Raw genomic sequence first — 18,485 nt, 5'->3', positions numbered from 1 at the left:
CTTATGTTTATACCAACGGAGGAAAGTGATGAGAGTGAAACTTATAGGACCAAGTCCGGTAACGTTTTATTTGAAAATTTTATTTTTAGGAGTTTTCAACTGTGAAATTTTCTGAGGAACTAACGACTGCCGGACAACCGATTTTAGATGAAATTATTAAGCATCCCTTTGTGCAGGGAATTGCCAACGGACAATTACCAAAGGAAGCGTTGACTTTCTATGTTGGTCAGGACTTTAACTACCTGAATGCGTTTATCAAAGTCTACGCCGCTGCTATTCAAAAGTCGCAGACTCGTGCGGACATGGCAATCTTTGCCAAGCAGATCGATTTTATCTTGAATAGCGAGATTCACCCGCACCATAACTTCTGTAACGTTGCGGGAGTTGCTTACGAATCCCTGCAGCATGAGGCCCAGGCGCCGGGAACCTATCTTTACAATGAGCATATGTATAATGCCGCGAGAACTGGCGATTTAATCGACATCGTCGCGGCAATGACACCTTGTCCATGGACCTATGTTGAAATTGCCAACTTGTTAGTTAAAGAAGGTAAAAATACATCGGACAATGTGTTTAAACCGTGGATTGATTTCTATGCGAATATGGATAACCCTGATGATAGCATTTTGCCTGAATTTTTTGCGCTGATTGATCGGGAAGCTAAGCAATACGATCGACAGCGTTTGGATCGGGTTAAAGAAGCATTCTTAAAGAGTTGTGAAATGGAATGGGATTTCTGGGACCAGGCTTATTACCAAAAGTCTTGGCGGTTTGTAGAGCCGTTAAAACAGTATCATTAATTCATAAGGTGTCTGCCGTTGTGGGGGACACCTTTTTAACACAACTTAAATGCAAACAAGTGTACAAACAGGTTCACAATCGAGCACGAACTGGTTTCCCAGTGCCTTATGGCCGTTAAATATAGGAAGAACGTCGTGTAATAGTGATGAAATGCTGCAGGCAATTCAAGGAATGTTGATTTAGTTGATTTTATTAATTGGCACTATTACATAATTGAAACAATATTGTTGAAGAATCTGGGAAGCGTGCTTGGAAACTTGAATCGGCGCGGTTCGTAAACGGTGTACGAACTTAGAGAATAAGCTTGACTGGATTGAATTTAATTTATGACATTTGTCACCTTGCTTTTATTCTCATATACCTCTAACATAATAAGAAAATACCGTTAGAGGTGATGCTGGTGCTCCATAAGTTACGCAGTTTAAGCGAGTTTGAATTTCGACTGGCGTTGGAAGACAAAGTTGTTTTTCTATACACGTTGGTGTTTCCGGCGGCTTATTTTTTGGCAATTTCCTGGCGCAAATTTGCGGCTGGCGGGGTGACGCCAGCGTCTGAAATTCTTAGTAATTTATTTGGCTTTTGGGCTTATATAATGCTTACGGGTGTTATTAACCAAATTACCGTTACGATTTTTCAGATGCGCGAAAATAATTTTTTAAAAATGTATACATTTATCTCTGGGGATAAGCGGCTGATTTATTACGCCAATTTGATTCCTCAGGTGATGATTATTCAAATTGAAATTGCATTGTTTGATGTTTTGGCAATTTTAATTTATCGGCCGTCGGACAGACTCTTAGCACTGATTGGCATTTTTTGGCTGATAAACTTTATTTTGATTCCAATTATTGCTTTCTTCACGACCGTTATTTTAATTTTACCAATAAAAGCACGAACGTTGACAATGTATCTAACCGGCTATATTTTTGCGGCGCTGGCTTTGGGAACCATTACCTTTAAATCGCCGTTGGTAACAACGATTGTGACTTTTATCAATCCAGTTGATTTTCAAGAAACTGCTTATTCATTATTTCTCCAGCATTCCCAATCATTATTCGCTGGTACTTTATTGTTAGTTGTTGGAGCTGCCTATATTATTCTTGGGAATCTGATTATCTCAAAAATGAGTTTGGCTTCTCGGACAAGTCGTTGATAGGAGCGTTTTATCATGCAAATCCGGAATTTTACGTATACATTGGCCAATGGACGGTCGTTATTTCAATCCCTGAGTGCTGATTTTGTTGATGATAAAGTGAATATTTTGCTGGGACCAAATGGGTTGGTAAAACCACGCTGTTGGACTTCATCGCTACGGTCAATAAACGTGAACCGGCTTATTTTCAAGGCTTCCCCGAATTTAAACAAATTGCCTATCAACCCCAAGGTGTGCCGTTTATCTTCGAAGCGACGGTATTTCAGACAATGAAAATGGTGATGGGGGTCGGCGGCTTTCGGGGAAAGTTTCAACCAACCGATTTGCCAGAAACACTCCAACCGCTGGCGGATACCAAATATGGTGAACTTTCTGGTGGTCAGCGACGATTGGTGATGATTAACGCGATTTCCAGACTGGACCGACAGTTGTACTTGTTTGACGAGCCGGAAAGTGGGTTGGACCCCAAAATGGCTAAACGGGTAATGACCGAGATCCAACATTTAAATCAACGAGGAAAACGGGTTATTATGACGTCTCATCAATTTCAAAATATTAATAATGATCAATACCACCTTCTTTTCTTGAAGGCTGGTCAAATTCGATTTGCCGGTTCACCTTCTGAATTTCTACGGAAGGAAGGGACCGATAACCTGGTTGATGCATACATCAAGCAGGATCAAACGGTACTATAAGCTAAACGGCTGAAGGAGTGGGTGGCGATGAAACGGGTTTTACTTAGCTTAAAGTATGTTTACTATGTGATAAGTGGCGCGATTGCGTTGTATTTGGTATATCTTTATGACGGTGCTGTCCGATTGCCGTATTTTGAATCCGGAAGTGGCTGGGGAATACTGCGGATGGCTTTGGATTTCAAGGCGTTGGACGTTTATTTTTTGTTTAATCTATTAGTTATGCTTCCTATTATAAGAATCTATTTTGCCCAGGTTTCTAATGATAAAACTGCGCAGTTTGAAACTTATAAAGATCGGGCACTTCGCTTGCATCATTCAGATGCCCAGGCGAATCATAAGAACCGGGACTGGTCGGCTAATGGGGTTACCGCGAATCCGTGGGAGTATATGCATGCCAGCACGCAATCATACCAAGGGGTTACGGATTGGCTGTTTAAGCTGGCGAAGGGTTTCTTTCTTAACCTGTTATTACTATTATTTGGCCCACTCTTTTTGGGATATTGGCTGATTAAGAAAACAGCGCGGTCTGCAGAATAAAGATAATTCGTTATTTGGCAAAAAAGAATTTGAAAAAATGGCCATCAGTGATTGATTTATGGTGACCATCGTACCATAATAAAAGTAAATTTTACCTTTAATAATAAAAGTAAAATAAACTTTTATTTTGGGAGTTGATTAGAATGGAAAAAGTTCCTGTTGAAACAGTTGTTAAAAGGGCCGTGCGCCTTTCTTTTGGGCCGACGCAGATTGTTAAAGATGTTTTTCAGATGAGTCGGGCCCGCAGCCTGTATCTGTTATTGTTGGTGGCAATTCAGATTGGTTCGTTTTTCCTGTTTTTCTCAAATGGAAACGTCACGTTGAAACCTGATACCTCGGTCATTGGTATGGTGGGGCTATTTGCCGGAATTACCGGAATTATCAGTGTGGTAGTTTGTGCCGATGGCAAGATTACCAATTATTTTTGGGCAATTTTGAATAATGTCAGTTATATTTACGTATCGTTCGCCAACCATCTCTATGGCGAGGTCTATTTGAATATGTATTTCTTTATTCTTGAATTTATTGGTATCTATGAGTGGACATCAAAGAATTTGAAGACCAAAGCAAAACAACAGGACCTGGTTCAGGTGAAGGAATTATCCGGTATTGGCTGGGGGATTTTGGCGTTCGCCGTTCTCGTTGGTTGGCTGGCACTGGGGTTGTTTTTGAAACGGGTACCGTTCTTGTCGACCACCCTCGATCCACACCCTTGGATTGACGCAATCAGTGTTGTGGTTCAAGTGTTCGCCCAATTACTGATGGTCTTGCGGTACGGCGCGAGCCAATGGTTGTTGTGGATTGTCGGTAACGTGGCGGAATTGCTGCTTTGGACGATTAATTTTAATCCCATTATTATGGCCCTGTGGTTTGCTTACCTGGTCAATTCATTGTATGGCTATTATATGCGGACGGGAAAATTGCAAAAAGAGTCACTCCCCGATCAAACTGCTTGATAATGACATGTCCTTGATACCATGGTTAAGCTTTTTTAAAGAATTATGTAATAAAATCTAACATCAATATCCTGCCGTATACTATTCTTGATAATAAACGGAGAGGATTGATGGATATGGATCAAACATCGCTGGTTACTGAATATCCCCAAGTGAAGGATCTGATGAGTGAACACCCGATTTTTTGGCGGAATCCCGACTATGGACAGCAAGCTGAATTGCCATTTTCCCAAGCTGACATTTTTGATGCCGTTGCCCGATGGGAGCGATTTGCCCCATATTTAGCAACAGTTTTTCCGGAAACAGCTAAAATGAAGGGGATTATCGAATCACCATTAATCCGGCTTGATCAGATGCAGGCTGCATGGGAGAATATGTATCATCAGAATTTGGCGGGAAAATTATATTTGAAAGCGGATAGCCAACTACCGATTTCCGGCTCGATTAAATCCCGGGGCGGCATTTATGAAGTACTTAAATTTGCCGAGCAAGTAGCCATGCGGCATACGGACCTGGCTTATATGGATGACTATCGGGTTTTGGCAACCGAAAAGTATCGCCGGCTTTTTGCCAAGTATGGTGTAATTGTTGCGTCAACCGGCAACTTGGCGTTGAGTGTTGGGATTGTCGCGGCAACTTTTGGATTCAAGACGACGGTATATATGTCTCACGATGCCCGGCAGTGGAAGAAAGATAAACTGCGGGCGAATGGTGTGACGGTTAAAGAATTTGATACTGACTTTTCACACGTTATTCCCCAGGCAAGAGAGGATGCTCAAAAAGATCCCTATTGTCACTTTGTCGATGACGAGGGTTCGACGACCCTTTTCTTAGGTTATGCGGTGGCGGCTGTTCGACTTCAAAAGCAGTTAAAGGACCAGCATATTAAAGTTGACCGAAAGCACCCTGTATTAGTTTATCTACCTGCGGGTGTTGGTGGCAGTCCCAGTGGCGTCACGTTTGGCTTGAAAATGATTTTGGGGCCATACGTCCACGCGGTCTTTTGTGAGCCAACCCACGTGCCGTCGGTAACACTGGGGATGATGACGGGTTTGAATAATCACATTTCGGTTTACGACATCGGTTTAGATGGATTAACCGCGGCTGACGGCTTGGCGGTTGGTCGCCCATCCAGATTGGCAGGTAAGGTGATGCGGACCTTGTTATTTGGCAGTGTGACGTTCCAAGACGATGACATTTACCGCAACGTTGCCCAGTTAATGGATACCCAACAGATTGTGGTTGAGCCGTCGGCAGCGGCCGGATTTACAGCCATTGCCCCCGTTATAAAAAACGTACCGGCGTTTAATAGTGAGAACGCTACCCATATTGTTTGGGCAACCGGTGGCAATATGATGCCGGAAAGTGAACGATTGGCCAATTACCAAAAGGGTGAATCGTTGATAAAGTAGCTGGTAAAAATTCAGATTTATAAAAATGAAATTAATGATTATCAAAAACGGCTCTCAATTTTGTTAATAGAATTGAAAGCGTTTTTGACTGGTTTTAAAGTTTTATTAGGGCAAATACCAATGGAATCGTTATTAAGCTCAAAATGGTCGACAGACTCATCAAAGCTACCGCCGGGCTGGTGTCACCGTATGCCTGCAGAGTAAATAATACTACCAGACCAGCGGCGGGACAGGCAGCCATTAAGACGGTTGTGTATAGTGCGACTCCCGACACAGTGAGCAGTTGAAGGACCATAATGGCAATGATTGGAAAGAGGACGTTACGAAAGAAGAGTGCCAGCCACAAATGCCAATCGATTAGTTGACGGTTGAGCTTGATGTTTCCCAAGCTATTGCCGATAACAATCATTGAAAGCGGCGTGTTAATGGAACTAATGTACTTGACGACTTCGTTTGCCGGGCCCGGCAGTTGAAATGAAAATAGGAAAAAAATCAGCCCGATCAGAATGGCGATGATGTTTGGATTAACAATAATTTCACGGAAGTTTTGCCACCGATCGGTCGTCTTTTGACCGGTTTTAAATAATGAGACGCCGTGTGTCCAACTGAAAATATTGAAGCCGGCCAAAGAGGCGACCGCAAAGAAGACCCCGCTGTTGCCAAAGAGGGCACTGGTTAGCGGGACCCCCATAAAGCCGGCGTTGGAATAAATACTGCCATATTGGGTAATTCGACGGAGGTTGATATTGCTGATGCGGCCAAAAGCGAGCTTTGAAACAATAATTTCGATTATGTAAAAAATAAAAATGCCAATGCAAACCAGGACGAGCTGTTTCATACGACTAGCGGAGTAGTGCTGTTCAAACGCACCGATAATTAAGCAGGGCGATACAATATACAACAAAATATTTGTGAGATCGTTTGACGTTTGCGTTTGCATGAAGCCGAGTTTGTTGATTAGGACGCCGACCAGCATCAGGACAAACATCAATCCGATCTGATTAGCAAGTTGACCGAGTGCCATGGAACCACTTCCTTTTAAATGATTTTCTGAAAATTGACTGTGTTTATTATAGCGCGATTGGCCGACTTTCGATAATCGAAACTGTGCATTGAATTGGGTTGGCATAAAAAGCCACCTGATATTTGAAAGACCTGTCAGGTTAACCGGTGATTGCAAATATCAGGTGGTTTTTTAAGTTGGATTTGTTCAAGCATTAATTGTAATAGAAAAATGATTTATCATTATTTTCTGAATTACCGCTGGCATCCTGTTGGCCGACGATAATGGCATAACCGTTGGCATAGCCGTCACCGTCGCTGGCAACAATCTGTCCCAGAATATCCGGTATATTATCGATAATTTGAATCCCAATTTGATAATCGGTCATCGAGGCCCGCTTGGTGGCATCATAACCAGCTTGATCCAACATGGTTTTAACTGCGTTCAGCTTTTTGGCGTTTGACCATGACGAATGTTTGAGCAGGTACCGGTCGATGTCCGGAAAGGCTTTGATATTACCGTAACCACCAGTACCGATCGGTTTGACGTTTTCATCGCTCATGATGGATTGATTGGCGGCGTCGTAATTGTAAGCCGCGATTCTTGAAAGGCCGTAATCAATTTTGCTGTTCGGAAACAAGGCCGCGATTTGTTTGGCCAGTTTTTGATACTTGGCAGTCTGAACGTATTGATTGTAGTCGTTGTCGCCGATGAAGTCATCGATTGGAACATAATTTTGGCCGGTGTGGTTGGGATTGGTTCCCCGCTTTAAGTAGCCGCGCCAAACGTAGCCGCCAACTGTTCGGCCATTTCCCCGGAGCGTGCCGCTTAAGTAGTAATAGACGGCACGTTTCTTGCCATGTCGCATAACGACCGTTTCGGTTCGGTACCAGTTCATTCCGGGGAAATTCTTTAAGTGGACGCGGACCTTGGTGTGGTTATAATTCCACATTTTAACGTCCTGACCATAATACCTTGGGTAATAGGAACCGGACTGGTTGGCCCACTTTTGTTCGACGATCTGATATCCTTTGGGACTGTATCCCTTCGCCAAATAGCCCTTCCAAACATAGCCACTAATGGCGTGGGTTGTGTTCTTTACTTGATAATAAACCCGTTTATGCTGGCCGTATTTTAAAACGACGCTTTTAGCAAGAAACCAAGTGGTTGCCTGATAGTTTTTTAAATTATGCAGTTTTTTAGTGTGATGGGCGTTCCACATATAGGCTGTTTTGGCTGACTTGGCATGAAACGGCAAGCGGACCGCGTGTTTTTTATCGCTGTATACGTGAGAGTAGTCCTTTGATTTGACGATTTGGTAACTACTTTTGGTTTTAGCCCGAGCAGTTGTCTGTGGCGTGGTAATCCAAGCTGATCCAAGCAGCAATCCCAAACCAACGACGGTAAAAACGTGTTTTCTCATCAACAAAAATCCTTTCTGAACCGGATATGGCAAACATCGTCATTATATAACATTGTCGGTTGTTAGATGAACTGATTTCTTGATTTGTGGCCCAAGCTTAAGGAAGATTAGAAATTAGACATGGATAAGCATTCGCTGACAAAAATCACGCCGCAGACAGCTTACCAATGGGCTGCCCGAGACGTGATGAATAGCTATTCCGAACTTGACGCGACAAATGAATATAGAATCATGATGAGGCCGATAAACGTGCAGATAATGTGGTACCACCAAAAAGCACCAAAAAGCCGACACTCACCCATCAACAACAGATTAGTCAAAATAACCAAGCCACACCAAAACGGAAATGTTTTATAAAAATGTCGATTGAAAGTCATATCATCATCCACTTTATAAGCCATCAAATTATCAGTTTCACAATCATTAACTTAATCTTAATTCAGGGGAAGGTGGAAGGCAATTAATATGCCTTTGTATGGTATTGTTATAGTTAAAAGGGGGTGCCGTTCATGCAGGACGAAAGTGATTTTATTCTTCGTCAGATTAGAGCATTTGCGGAAGGATTGGGCTATATTTTGGCGCACGGTAAGGGTGGCCATTCCCAAACTGAAATTATTTTCCCGGCAAGGCAGGAACAAAAGCTGCCGCATCAAACAGAGTTGCAGTCATTGATTGACAAAAAGCAGTATGCTGGTGCAGCCGAGCGGTTATTAAGCTTGCAATATGCCATGACGGACGACCAGTTTACAGCACTGGGAATTTGGCTTTATGCATCACTGAACGAACTTAGTGATGCCCAATTACTTGAAGGCGGGTTTTCGAAAAAATCAATTATTGCTGGTTTGAACCAGCTAAAAGAGTTTCACAAAACGTAACACTTAATGTTGTAAAGTAACGAAAACGGCAGTGCTTGTTGATGTTTAAAACTAATCGCGTCTTTTAAGCAGCCAGTATGTGACGTTGGCCCCTTCGAACGTTTGCGTGTGGTTGGTCACGATTCGATAGTTTTTTAATAAGACCTTGGCGATTTTTTTAGTACCGGGATTAATGTTACCACTGGTGATTTTACCTTTGGCCCCCGGATAGCCACGCCATTTGTTAATCTGTTTGCCAGCCGGTGTATTCAAGACAACCCATTGCACGCGGCTTTTTTTAATGACATCAAATTGACTATTCAGAATCTGTGGTGCCTTATCGTAAGCAATGTTGTAGTTTTGGAAATAGTAGGTGCTTGGCAGCGCCCCGGAAGTCGTGTAAAAGCCCATATCAATCGAGCCGTAGTTTAGTAAGGTTGGCCGGCCCTTGCTTTGAGACCGCATTAAATTACCGAATTCAATCTGGGCGGGCTGTTGTGGTTTGTTGGTTTGGTTTAGGGTAACGGAGCTGTTATTCGGAAAGATTTTGGAATTTAAAATATTATCATTAACGCCTAATACCAGAAAAAAGCTGAGAAGCGCGCAGCTCAGAAGAACAACTGATTCGTTTCGTTCATTGATGGTGACTTTAAATTTCTGAATAGCGTTCACAAACGCGAAAACACTTGGAATAGCCAGGTAAGGGAAAAACGCCAGCTCATAGTATTGGTAGACCTGACCGGGATGGTAGCCATAAACGATGAAGGCTGCGTTAACAACCATCATCATCACAAACAGCATTTTTCCCCAAGTTGTTTTAAAAGCAGATTTGGTAAAAAGCAGGTAGACATACCCGACAAAGCCGCAGACAAAGATTAACGGATCTTGGCGGAGAAAACTGCTGTAAATGGTGAGTGATTCGATAAATTTGGCAAAGATCGAATTGTCAGAGAGCATGTAAATATGCATGTTTTCGTAAAAATAAACGTGAAAGAAAGCTGTCAGTGAATGAGTGGCTATAAAGAAAATTAACCACGGTAAGGTTGCGATTAGAAATCCCAGCAGGCTCCAGCTGACTAACTTTTTCATTTCCTGCCACGATTTATGTTTGAAATAATAGCCAAACATCGCTAGATAAAAAATAATCCAACCGCCCAGCAGGGTGTATTTCATAAAAAATGTCAGACCGACCAGAAAGCCTGCAGACACCAGAGCCGGCGGGGAATAGTGAAGCGGTTCTGATCACCCTTTAACAGTGTATAAATCAATGCCAGCATGGCCGGAAACAGGAGTGATTCAACCGTATCACCGTAGTTATAGTAAGGGTGAAACAGCTGAAATACCGGAATAAAGATGGCAATTGCACAGGCAGCCAGATGAAAAGTGAACATGCGCGCGATTTTGTAAACTATGTACATCGACAAAAAGGAACTTAGGGTTTCGAACGGCAGCATGCCCAACAATGACCGGCTGCTCATTAGATAGGCAATCCCGTGCATCAAGTAAACATAGGGCCCCTTTTGCTCAAAGACGTCCCGATAAGGCAGGACCCCGTGCATGAGTGCTTTACCAACCGTGAAGAAACAGTTGTTGTCGGGAGAGTAGTCAAAGTAAAATAACGGCGATGTATAGCTGACGAAGCCCATAAACCAGATACTGATCAGTAGGAAGAAAAGCAGATAGGAATGCGTTGACAGCCACAATTTAATCTTTGGAGACACAATCATCACTCAATTCTAAAAAAGTTTTTTATAAAAATAGTATAATAGATCTTAACAAAAGATTAAATACATATTATTATTAATAACTAAGGGTGTCGGGCTTAAACATTTTAACTGCTTAACTATTAATCTAGCTTAAATTGATTACTAATCAAGCAGGACATAACTTGGAGGGTATTATATATGAAAAAAACTTTACTATATCTAACGGCAGCGGTGACACTTTTTTCCGTTGGCAGTGTAGCTTCGGCAAGTCTACATACCAACAATACTGACAATGTAACTGCAACCGCAACGAGTGGCTCAGGCGTAACCGCAACCAGTGGTTCAGCTGCATCAAGCAGTGCAACGTCAAGCTCTTCGTCATTAACGCCAGTGCCAACTGAATCTTCATCTTCAACTAAGACACCGACTGTTTCGAAGCACGCCAAGGCTGTAAAAACAGCTAAAGCAAACGTTGCCAAGGCTAAAGCAACTGCTAAGAAGTACCAGGCAGCCTACAAGAAAGCTAAGAAGTCGGCTACTAAAGCCAAAGACCTTAAGGCTTACAAGAAGGCTTTTGCCAGCTATAAGCGTGCACAGGCCAAACTGGCTACTTTGCAACACCCAACTGCCGTAAAGAACGCAAAGGCTAAAGTTGCTAAAGCCAAAGCTAACTACAAGAAAGCCAAGACGGCTGCCAACAAGGCTAAATACCTGAAGGCATATAAGACTGCTCAAGCTAACTTGAATAAGGCTTACGCAAAATACGCAAAATAAACTGATGACAATGTCGACGCATGAGTTGTCGACGATTGATTAATAGTTAACGGTTAAATTAACTACACCCTAAATAAAATCCGCTGCCAATACTTAGACAATTTGTCCGTATTGGCAGCGGATTTTTGATTATACCGACTATTTTAAAAGCTGTTTATTGTTAAAGTAGCTGGTACCAAGGAAAATAACGATTAAGACGCCAATCGTTCCAAACGCCATTGAGAAGCTTTGAAAGTCGATCAACCAGCCGATTAAAGGAAATAAACCGATCATCCCAAAAGAAAACAAAACGTTGGCAACACTTAAAAGCGTGGCCCGTTGATTCGAAGCAATCATGTCATTGTAGTAGCTGCTGAAGATCGGCTCTACCAAAGACGAAAGCACCTGAGACCCCAGGAAAAGGCCGATCAGTAACGGCAGCCAATTAAGCCAGGTTGCTAATAGTAGGCCGGTTAAACTCCAACTAAGCCAGCTAACCAAAGTGGTTTTTGAAAAATGTTTTTGAATGGCCGGCGTAAATTTAATGCCGATAATGTCGACGATTGCCGAAGCAACCATTAACAGTGAAATCGTCCAGCCCGGGAATCGATCCTTTTCCATTAAAGATTGAAAGTAAAAGTAATAAGACGTGCAGATGCCATCGAAGGCGGCTTGAAAAAGCATTAGGTTTCGTAATAGCCGGTCCGTTTTAAGAACATGGTAGGCGGTTACCACAATTGATTTGATGGTTTGCGGTTCCTGAACCTTTGACCGGGATGAGCTTACTCGTGGTTCTTTCATGGCGGCTACCGAAAGTAACGCTAAGCAGCCGATCAAAATGGCAATGACGTAGGTTAATTCAAAGTGCCAATGGACAAAGAAGCCGGCAATGACAACGCCGGCAGTATCCCCGAATTCAAACAGCACATTGACGGTGCTGATGATTCGCGGATAAGCGTTAGTCTGCTGACTTTCAACCAGGGAATCGTACATGAGCGCGTCAATCGTTCCGGATTGCAGGTTATATGACAGTGCGTTTAAAACAAAGCTGAAAGCAAACATCCAAAACGTTTGACTTGTCAGCATAATTACCGCAGACAGGATCGCCGCAACTCGTCCGCCGATTAGAACGGCTTTATACAAAAATCGGTCGGCCAAAACGCCACTGGGAACTTCGAATAAAAAGCTGGCCACGTGAAAAATACTTTCACACAGACCGATTTCAACGAGGCTTAGACCTTGCATCTGCAGGTAGATCACCCACAAACTGGTAATGCCAAAAAACGAGAAGAACGTGTAAACATAGCTTTTAGCGATATTAGTCGGATATTTAGTTTTCATTATTTCTTACACTCCAGTGAGTCAATCAACCAACTTTAGGTGGGCTGATTGAGGTTATTTTAATGCGTCTTCACTAGAGTGCTGTTACCTGGATAATGCAGTGCTTTAATGTAATCCATGCCAGCATGGTTACCACCTCAATAAAAAGATTATTAGAACCATTCTAATGGATTGCTGCGAGGTGTGCAAGTTGCGATGGTATAAGAACTTAAATCCGACTTTAAATTGCTAAATAACTTAGGAGATTTAGTGCGACCATAGTATAATATTGTTAACAATTTTGAATGTTAGTTAATGTTTCTATGAGGATAATAAATGGCTAAAAAATTTAGAACTTTTAAAATGAACGATTTGCTTTATGAATTAGTAGCATTTGGGAAGGATTTTAGTCTAGCTGATCAAGGAAAAGTTGCGATTTTTCGAGAACAGAATTCGAATTCATATGGAGTAATGCCAGTAGCCGAACTCGGCCAATATTTAAGCGGTAGTAAAAACAACGCCTTATTAGAAAAGCGATTGGCTTTATACAAGAAACGCTTTGTTGGTCGGACCGATGTGTATGCACATCGGTATTATAATAAAAAGATTGCGAAAGATATTTACGCACCAGTAGTGACATTTAAAGATGGACGACCGCAGCCGGAACATTGGGTCCCGTTAACGGATAATGAGTTGAAGAAACATTTAATTGGCCAACAATTTTTGGGCTTTTACCCGATGTTTCCAGATAATACAACTAAGTATTTAGTTATTGATATCGATGGGCATCATGAAGGAGATAAGTGGAAAGAGATCACAAATTCAATTCGCAGTGTATGTCAAAAGTGGACCATTCCTGTACTGGTCGAACTTTCTCAATCAGGGCAGGGATGTCATATATGGTTCTTCTTTAAAAATCCGGTAAATGCTGTGATAGCACGGTCATTCGGCGATGCACTTTTGAAAGTAACGATGGCGATTAATCCAAACTTATCTTTTAAAGCTTTTGATCGACTTTTTCCAAGCCAAGATGTTGTTAGCGAGAAGGGAATTGGTAATTTAATTGCAGGGCCACTTCAGGGAGAACGAAGGCGGGAAGCAAAAAGTGTTTTTGTGGATGAAAATTTCTTCCCGTTGCGTGATCAGTGGCAATCTTTAGAAAATATCGAATTGCTGTCAGAAAAACAAATTAATATCTTAACGAGAAATTTAAATTCACAATCAAGCTTTCACTTATTCGAGGAACAGGAAGCCCAAACGAATTTATTAAAGGAGCCAATGCAAATTAATCAGCCATTGGCTATTATTCGCTCTAATGCACTTTATATCAAAAAAGATGAAGTGAATCGCCATCAATTAACACAGTTGAAATGGTTAGCTTCATTTAGAAATCCGCAATTTTATGAGAAGCAGCGGCTAAGATTATCAACGTTTAATGAACCGCGAATTATCAATGTTTTTGATGAAACTAATCGATATTTGATATTACCACGTGGAATCGAGGACGAGTTAGCAGGTATAATCCCCATATTAAGTGGGTTGATAAGTCAATATCTGGAAGAAAAATTCATGCTCATTTTAACGGTAGGCTTCATAGTGATCAGATTGGTGCTTTTAATGCTTTGATAAATCATCGAATGGGAATTTTAGCGGCTCGAACCGGATTTGGGAAGACAGTTGTTGCTGCCAAAATAATTGCAACACTAAATGTAAGCACACTAATCTTAGTTCATGATAAAGAGTTGGCGGATCAGTGGGTTGCTCGACTTAATCAATTCTTAAAAATAACAGATCAGCCATTTTTAACAGAACTCACACCTACTGGGCGTAAACGGCGCAAAAAAGTGATTGGCACTTATTTTGGATCTAAACGGAATCGGAGCGGTATCATTGATGTAGCAACTATTCAATCTTTTAAAACAGATCGGGCCAGTCAAAAAGTTCTCGACCAATATGGGTTGATTATTAGTGATGAAGTTCATCATGATGCGGCATATACGTATGAACAGATAATCAAAAAGTTACATTGCAAGTATTTATATGGTCTGTCTGCGACACCATTTAGAAGAGATGGACGGGAGCCTATTATCACAATGCAGTTTGGGCCTATTCGCTACAAAACAGCTCCTGTTGATGAGAAAACACTGCTTAAAGTTAAACGAACAGTGATTCCTAGGTTTACCAGCTTAGGGATTGCAGATTTGCAGATCGCCAGCGCTAGCATTAATCAAAATTATAAGATGATCTCAAATGATGATAATCGAAATCAATCTATAATAGATGACATTAAGACTGCTTTGTCCGAGAAGCGGCATATATTGGTTTTAACTAATCGAGTGGAACACCTTCATCGCCTTGCTACTACCCTTAAAGTGAAGCAACCAGTTTTCCTGCTTTACGGGGGACAAGCTGAAAAACAGAATCGTAAAATTATGACACAGATTAATCAAACAATGGGACCGTATGTTGTACTTGCTACTGGAAAATACGCAGGTGAAGGGTTAGATATAGGCATGATTGATACTTTAATTTTAGCAATGCCTCATTCTTGGAAGGGAAGAAGTGAACAGTATTTAGGTAGAATGCAAAGAAACCTGGTACAGAAATCAGAAATTCGAGTATATGATTATGTAGATATATTTGTACCAATGCTGGCAAGAATGTATCGGAAGAGACAAAAAACGTATGAGTACCTGCATTATCAGATTGTTGATGATAATCAAAGTCAGCAAGCAGGAATTAACTTTTTTAATGGGCACTATCAAAAAGCTATTTTGAAATCTGTACAGAGTGCACATCAAGTTATGGTTTGCTCTAACAAAATATCTGGTTTCATTTTAAATAATTTACTAGAAAAAGTGAATGATCGATTGCAAATCCGCGTTTTAACAAATAAAGTAACTTCTTTTCAAAAGAGACAGTTTCTTGATAGAGGCGTTTCATATACTCTTTATGATCAGAATTTACCAACATGTGTGGTAATCGATCAAAAGCAGCTCTGGTTAAGTTCGGATATTGGTTTTAAAAATAATACTGGCATAGTTGTTCAAATTAATCAACCTCAATTGGTAAAGAAGTTTCTTGAAATGTTGACTCAATCAATTGACCAGTTGAGTTTATAAATTTGCAGGTAAATGTAATGTCAGGTGTTTGCTTATCAAAAGTAAAAATAAGTTGCGACAAGCAAGAGCCCCACACCCGGCACCCGGACATGTAAGATATAATGATGCAATAGAAACTCGTTCGCGACGTTTTTAAAAGGGGAGAACTTGCTTATGCAAAAAAATACTAAAGGATATTTACTTATGGTCATTGCCGTAACCTGCGGTGTTAGTACCTTTTTCACGCAAAGAGATGCATCAGCAAGTATCAAATGGCACCGGTATTATGATATGATTTTTGGACATTACCATAAGCAAAAAGTAGTGAAATATAGTCCTACAGGTTGGGGACGATTTGAAGCGGGATTAAAATCCGAAGATTTCAAAATCGATAAGTACACCCAATATACGTATAACAAGAAGAATCGAACCATGCTTGTTCGATACAAAAATACAAATATTATGCTCCCAGTTAAATATAATTACATTAAAATTAAATTGAGCGATGGTCATAAAGTACCAATCTTCACTTATCACTGTGAACTACTCGGCCATAAATGACCGAGCTTCTGGGAACACGACGTAGTATTTAGGCTGTTACATCGGTATGCCGAACACCTAACTTACAGAACGCCGCTCTCTTACCATGTTAGTCCCTAACCAGTAGCTTTTAAGCCGCGCTTCAGGATATTAACTGCCGCATTAATATCCCGATCGTGATGCGTCTGACACTTCTGACACGTCCATTCCCGAATTGCTAGGGGCTTGGCACCGCCATTGTGTCCACACGATGAGCAGATACGGGAAGTGTTGTTGGCACTGACCACTACTAACCGTTTCCCATACCAGTCACACTTGTATTCCAGCATGGTCCGGAATTGATACCAACTGGCGTTAGCAATGGCCTTAGCGAGGTGGTGATTGCGCATCAGATTTTTGGTTTTCAAATCTTCAATCACAATCACATCGTACTTCCGAACTAAGGCCGTCGTGAGCTTGTGCAGGTAATCCTTGCGCTGGTTGGCAATTTTAGCTTGATACCGGGCTTTAGTCATTTTGGCCCGTTGCCAATTTTGGTAATCATTAAGTTCCATTTTGGACAGTTTATGATGATGGTTCCATTGGTGCATCGCAACGGTCGCCTGGTGCCTGCGTCGACTGAACTTGGCCTGCCACCGTTGGGCTTGCTTTTCCAGCCATTTTGCATCGAACGTCCCATACTTCACCCCGTTGGAATCAATCGCTAAATCAGAAACGCCCAGGTCTAAACCAATCTGTTGATTGGTCTTGGGCAAGTGATGAACTTCAGTTTCGACCTGCAGGGAAATGTAGTAACGGCCGGTAGATTCGTGGCTAATCGTGTAGCGCTTAATTTTGCCATTGGTCAAGCGGCCCGTCTTGCTGGTGCGAATACTGCCGATTTTCGGTAGTTTTAGCCGTCGCTTGGCTTCCACAGTGCAGATTGATTGCCCAGTGTAGGCTTGCTTAGCGCTACGCCGGGACTTAAATCGGGGATAACCGCCTCGATGTTGAAACAAGTTCTGATAAGCCAGCGCCAGGTTATGGTTGACCACGAATAAACTGGTGGCGTCACTGACCTTCAAGAAGGGGTACTCTTTTTTGAGCGGTTTCAGCAGATAGTTCATATCGTATTCGCCAACGAACCGGCTTTTCGGGTTATTTTCGTAACGTTTTTTAGCCATCGCCAACATGTGATTCCAGACAAATCGATCGTTGCCAAACAGCTGCCATAATTGATCGATTTGAGCTTTGTTCGGGTATAAGCGTAGTTTAATCCCTTTAACCACCGTCGTCATACGAGACCTCCTCTCATTATTTTTCGCGTTTGCGCTGATCATCAATATACTTAGCTACCGCCTGTTCATTGACCGTACCAATGCTTTCAACGTAGTAACTAGGTGACCATAAGTGACGATTCTTTTGTTTCCAATAGTGAGTCTGTAACTCCGGACATTGTCGGAACAGTTGAAAAGCGGTAATGCCTTTTAACCAGCGGACAATATTTGTTACTGATAATTTAGGCGGTGCACTAACCAGTAGGTGAACATGATCATCTTTACCAATTTCCAGATGGGCGATTTTAAAACCGTATTGATCGGCGATTTCATTAACCAAACGTTTGAAGACCTCCTCAACATGTCCCGTTAAAACCTTGTTACGGTACTTAGTTCCCCATATGAGATGGTAATTTAGATTGTACACTGATGTTCTACCATACGTTAGTCTATTTGTATCTTTCATACCAATTATTATATCATATTTAAGTGTAACCATATGCACGAATTTAGAAAGATGGCGTTTTTTTGACAATTAATCAAGACAAGCGTCCGTGGACTCCAAGAGGGGAGGCAATTCATCACGTTCTTAAAAGATCGTGTTTTCTTGCCCTATATCATAAAGTTGGAAAAGATAAGTGGACATATCTCAATAGTGTTAAATATTGGTTAGTAAAACCAACTAAATTTTGATTTAACGATTGTTGGCAGGAATATTCAGATAACGACATACTTGTCCTAAGTTAAATTCGGGCTTGTATCTGACTCAAAAGTCAATAATTGTAAAAATTCACGAGTAATGAACCAGCAAAACTTACCAGTAAAGATGCCAAGGCAATAATTCTAAAAGTTTTGACTGACTGATAGAGCCGGTTTTCCGTGGAAAAGTTAAAATTAAAAGTTTCGCTATACCATAACTCTAAAATTCCAATGGTAATCAAATAGAATTGAATTTGATTGACAAGCCCCATTTTT

The 18,485-nt window shown here is 41.5% G+C and carries 19 protein-coding genes; 11 read left to right on the top strand and 8 right to left on the bottom strand.

The window, feature by feature from the left end; translation table 11 throughout:
- Positions 1 to 101 precede the first annotated feature (101 nt).
- The 6 genes from tenA (at position 102) to dsdA (ending at position 5,554) form a co-directional block, all read left to right on the top strand.
- Positions 102 to 800, top strand: coding sequence for a thiaminase II (tenA, locus tag JCM14108_RS04930; protein WP_035178848.1), 699 nt, complete (start codon positions 102 to 104; stop codon positions 798 to 800).
- A gap of 401 nt (positions 801 to 1,201) precedes the next feature.
- Complete coding sequence (locus tag JCM14108_RS04925) at positions 1,202 to 1,954, top strand: hypothetical protein (protein WP_439645792.1); 753 nt, start codon at positions 1,202 to 1,204, stop codon at positions 1,952 to 1,954.
- A 143-nt stretch (positions 1,955 to 2,097) separates the two neighbouring features.
- A complete protein-coding gene (locus JCM14108_RS04920; RefSeq protein ID WP_237745720.1) occupies positions 2,098 to 2,649 on the top strand; it encodes an AAA family ATPase in 552 nt (183 codons plus the stop codon).
- A 27-nt stretch (positions 2,650 to 2,676) separates the two neighbouring features.
- Positions 2,677 to 3,186 carry a hypothetical protein gene (locus JCM14108_RS04915; RefSeq protein ID WP_035178842.1) on the top strand — a complete coding sequence of 170 codons (510 nt, stop codon included), beginning with the start codon at positions 2,677 to 2,679 and terminating at the stop codon, positions 3,184 to 3,186.
- A gap of 143 nt (positions 3,187 to 3,329) precedes the next feature.
- Positions 3,330 to 4,142 carry a nicotinamide riboside transporter PnuC gene (pnuC, locus tag JCM14108_RS04910; protein WP_235807179.1) on the top strand — a complete coding sequence of 271 codons (813 nt, stop codon included), beginning with the start codon at positions 3,330 to 3,332 and terminating at the stop codon, positions 4,140 to 4,142.
- A 116-nt stretch (positions 4,143 to 4,258) separates the two neighbouring features.
- Entirely contained in the window at positions 4,259 to 5,554 is a 1,296-nt protein-coding gene (gene dsdA / locus JCM14108_RS04905) for a D-serine ammonia-lyase (protein ID WP_191978531.1), read from the top strand.
- 94 nt (positions 5,555 to 5,648) lie between these two features.
- Here the strand turns inward: dsdA and JCM14108_RS04900 are convergent, their stop codons facing one another.
- The 3 genes from JCM14108_RS04900 to JCM14108_RS14290 all read right to left on the bottom strand — a co-directional run bounded on the left by JCM14108_RS04900 (position 5,649) and on the right by JCM14108_RS14290 (position 8,381).
- Entirely contained in the window at positions 5,649 to 6,578 is a 930-nt protein-coding gene (locus JCM14108_RS04900) for an AEC family transporter (RefSeq protein ID WP_035178861.1), read from the bottom strand.
- Positions 6,579 to 6,771: 193 nt separating this feature from the next.
- On the bottom strand, positions 6,772 to 7,980 hold the full coding sequence (locus JCM14108_RS04895) for a hypothetical protein (protein ID WP_051996033.1): 1,209 nt from the start codon (positions 7,978 to 7,980) through the stop codon (positions 6,772 to 6,774).
- A gap of 194 nt (positions 7,981 to 8,174) precedes the next feature.
- Positions 8,175 to 8,381, bottom strand: coding sequence for a hypothetical protein (locus tag JCM14108_RS14290; RefSeq protein ID WP_235807180.1), 207 nt, complete (start codon positions 8,379 to 8,381; stop codon positions 8,175 to 8,177).
- 108 nt (positions 8,382 to 8,489) lie between these two features.
- Between JCM14108_RS14290 and JCM14108_RS04885 the strand changes: the two genes are divergently transcribed.
- Positions 8,490 to 8,855 carry a DUF6483 family protein gene (locus tag JCM14108_RS04885; RefSeq protein ID WP_035178834.1) on the top strand — a complete coding sequence of 122 codons (366 nt, stop codon included), beginning with the start codon at positions 8,490 to 8,492 and terminating at the stop codon, positions 8,853 to 8,855.
- Positions 8,856 to 8,906: 51 nt separating this feature from the next.
- Here JCM14108_RS04885 and JCM14108_RS04880 read toward each other — a convergent pair whose 3' ends face one another.
- Both JCM14108_RS04880 and JCM14108_RS15125 read right to left on the bottom strand, forming a co-directional pair.
- On the bottom strand, positions 8,907 to 10,043 hold the full coding sequence (locus JCM14108_RS04880) for a glycosyltransferase family protein (protein ID WP_237745719.1): 1,137 nt from the start codon (positions 10,041 to 10,043) through the stop codon (positions 8,907 to 8,909).
- On the bottom strand, positions 10,016 to 10,555 hold the full coding sequence (locus JCM14108_RS15125) for a hypothetical protein (protein ID WP_237745718.1): 540 nt from the start codon (positions 10,553 to 10,555) through the stop codon (positions 10,016 to 10,018). Before JCM14108_RS15125 ends, JCM14108_RS04880 begins: the two co-directional genes overlap by 28 nt.
- 183 nt (positions 10,556 to 10,738) lie before the next feature.
- Between JCM14108_RS15125 and JCM14108_RS04875 the strand changes: the two genes are divergently transcribed.
- Entirely contained in the window at positions 10,739 to 11,314 is a 576-nt protein-coding gene (locus JCM14108_RS04875) for a hypothetical protein (RefSeq protein ID WP_035178832.1), read from the top strand.
- Between the two features lie 138 nt (positions 11,315 to 11,452).
- Here the strand turns inward: JCM14108_RS04875 and JCM14108_RS04870 are convergent, their stop codons facing one another.
- Complete coding sequence (locus tag JCM14108_RS04870; protein WP_035178830.1) at positions 11,453 to 12,634, bottom strand: MFS transporter; 1,182 nt, start codon at positions 12,632 to 12,634, stop codon at positions 11,453 to 11,455.
- Between the two features lie 315 nt (positions 12,635 to 12,949).
- Here JCM14108_RS04870 and JCM14108_RS14670 point away from each other — a divergent pair, with 315 nt between their 5' ends.
- From JCM14108_RS14670 to JCM14108_RS04860, 3 genes are all read left to right on the top strand, one after another.
- Positions 12,950 to 14,239, top strand: a complete 1,290-nt coding sequence (locus JCM14108_RS14670; RefSeq protein WP_160168508.1) for a TOTE conflict system archaeo-eukaryotic primase domain-containing protein — start codon at positions 12,950 to 12,952, stop codon at positions 14,237 to 14,239.
- Positions 14,240 to 14,250: 11 nt separating this feature from the next.
- Entirely contained in the window at positions 14,251 to 15,735 is a 1,485-nt protein-coding gene (locus tag JCM14108_RS14525; RefSeq protein ID WP_237745717.1) for a DEAD/DEAH box helicase, read from the top strand.
- 153 nt (positions 15,736 to 15,888) lie between these two features.
- The gene (locus JCM14108_RS04860) at positions 15,889 to 16,275 is read left to right on the top strand and encodes a hypothetical protein (RefSeq protein ID WP_051996027.1); all 387 of its coding nucleotides are present in this window, start codon (positions 15,889 to 15,891) and stop codon (positions 16,273 to 16,275) included.
- 95 nt (positions 16,276 to 16,370) lie between these two features.
- Here the strand turns inward: JCM14108_RS04860 and JCM14108_RS04855 are convergent, their stop codons facing one another.
- Entirely contained in the window at positions 16,371 to 17,531 is a 1,161-nt protein-coding gene (locus JCM14108_RS04855) for an RNA-guided endonuclease TnpB family protein (protein ID WP_035178829.1), read from the bottom strand.
- A 16-nt stretch (positions 17,532 to 17,547) separates the two neighbouring features.
- The gene (gene tnpA / locus JCM14108_RS04850; RefSeq protein ID WP_035178856.1) at positions 17,548 to 17,976 is read right to left on the bottom strand and encodes an IS200/IS605 family transposase; all 429 of its coding nucleotides are present in this window, start codon (positions 17,974 to 17,976) and stop codon (positions 17,548 to 17,550) included.
- Between the last annotated feature and the right edge of the window lie 509 nt (positions 17,977 to 18,485).

It is taken from the genome of Lentilactobacillus farraginis DSM 18382 = JCM 14108, assembly GCF_000583655.1.
In the GTDB taxonomy this organism is placed as follows: Bacteria; Bacillota; Bacilli; order Lactobacillales; family Lactobacillaceae; genus Lentilactobacillus; species Lentilactobacillus farraginis.
The sequence above is the reverse complement of the archived record's forward strand: the minus strand, read 5'-3'. Positions and strand labels throughout refer to the sequence as shown.

Bases quoted from the DNA above. Each gene is read 5' to 3' on its own strand.
- JCM14108_RS04895 (WP_051996033.1), bottom strand. From the start codon at position 7,980: ATGAGAAAACACGTTTTTACCGTCGTTGGTTTGGGATTGCTGCTTGGA.
- JCM14108_RS14525 (WP_237745717.1), top strand. From the start codon at position 14,251: ATGGGAATTTTAGCGGCTCGAACCGGATTTGGGAAGACAGTTGTTGCT.
- JCM14108_RS04875 (WP_035178832.1), top strand. From the start codon at position 10,739: ATGAAAAAAACTTTACTATATCTAACGGCAGCGGTGACACTTTTTTCC.
- JCM14108_RS04870 (WP_035178830.1), bottom strand. From the start codon at position 12,634: ATGAAAACTAAATATCCGACTAATATCGCTAAAAGCTATGTTTACACG.
- JCM14108_RS04915 (WP_035178842.1), top strand. From the start codon at position 2,677: ATGAAACGGGTTTTACTTAGCTTAAAGTATGTTTACTATGTGATAAGT.
- JCM14108_RS14290 (WP_235807180.1), bottom strand. From the start codon at position 8,381: ATGGCTTATAAAGTGGATGATGATATGACTTTCAATCGACATTTTTAT.
- tnpA (WP_035178856.1), bottom strand. From the start codon at position 17,976: ATGAAAGATACAAATAGACTAACGTATGGTAGAACATCAGTGTACAAT.
- JCM14108_RS04855 (WP_035178829.1), bottom strand. From the start codon at position 17,531: ATGACGACGGTGGTTAAAGGGATTAAACTACGCTTATACCCGAACAAA.
- dsdA (WP_191978531.1), top strand. From the start codon at position 4,259: ATGGATCAAACATCGCTGGTTACTGAATATCCCCAAGTGAAGGATCTG.
- JCM14108_RS04885 (WP_035178834.1), top strand. From the start codon at position 8,490: ATGCAGGACGAAAGTGATTTTATTCTTCGTCAGATTAGAGCATTTGCG.
- JCM14108_RS14670 (WP_160168508.1), top strand. From the start codon at position 12,950: ATGGCTAAAAAATTTAGAACTTTTAAAATGAACGATTTGCTTTATGAA.
- pnuC (WP_235807179.1), top strand. From the start codon at position 3,330: ATGGAAAAAGTTCCTGTTGAAACAGTTGTTAAAAGGGCCGTGCGCCTT.
- JCM14108_RS04860 (WP_051996027.1), top strand. From the start codon at position 15,889: ATGCAAAAAAATACTAAAGGATATTTACTTATGGTCATTGCCGTAACC.
- JCM14108_RS04900 (WP_035178861.1), bottom strand. From the start codon at position 6,578: ATGGCACTCGGTCAACTTGCTAATCAGATCGGATTGATGTTTGTCCTG.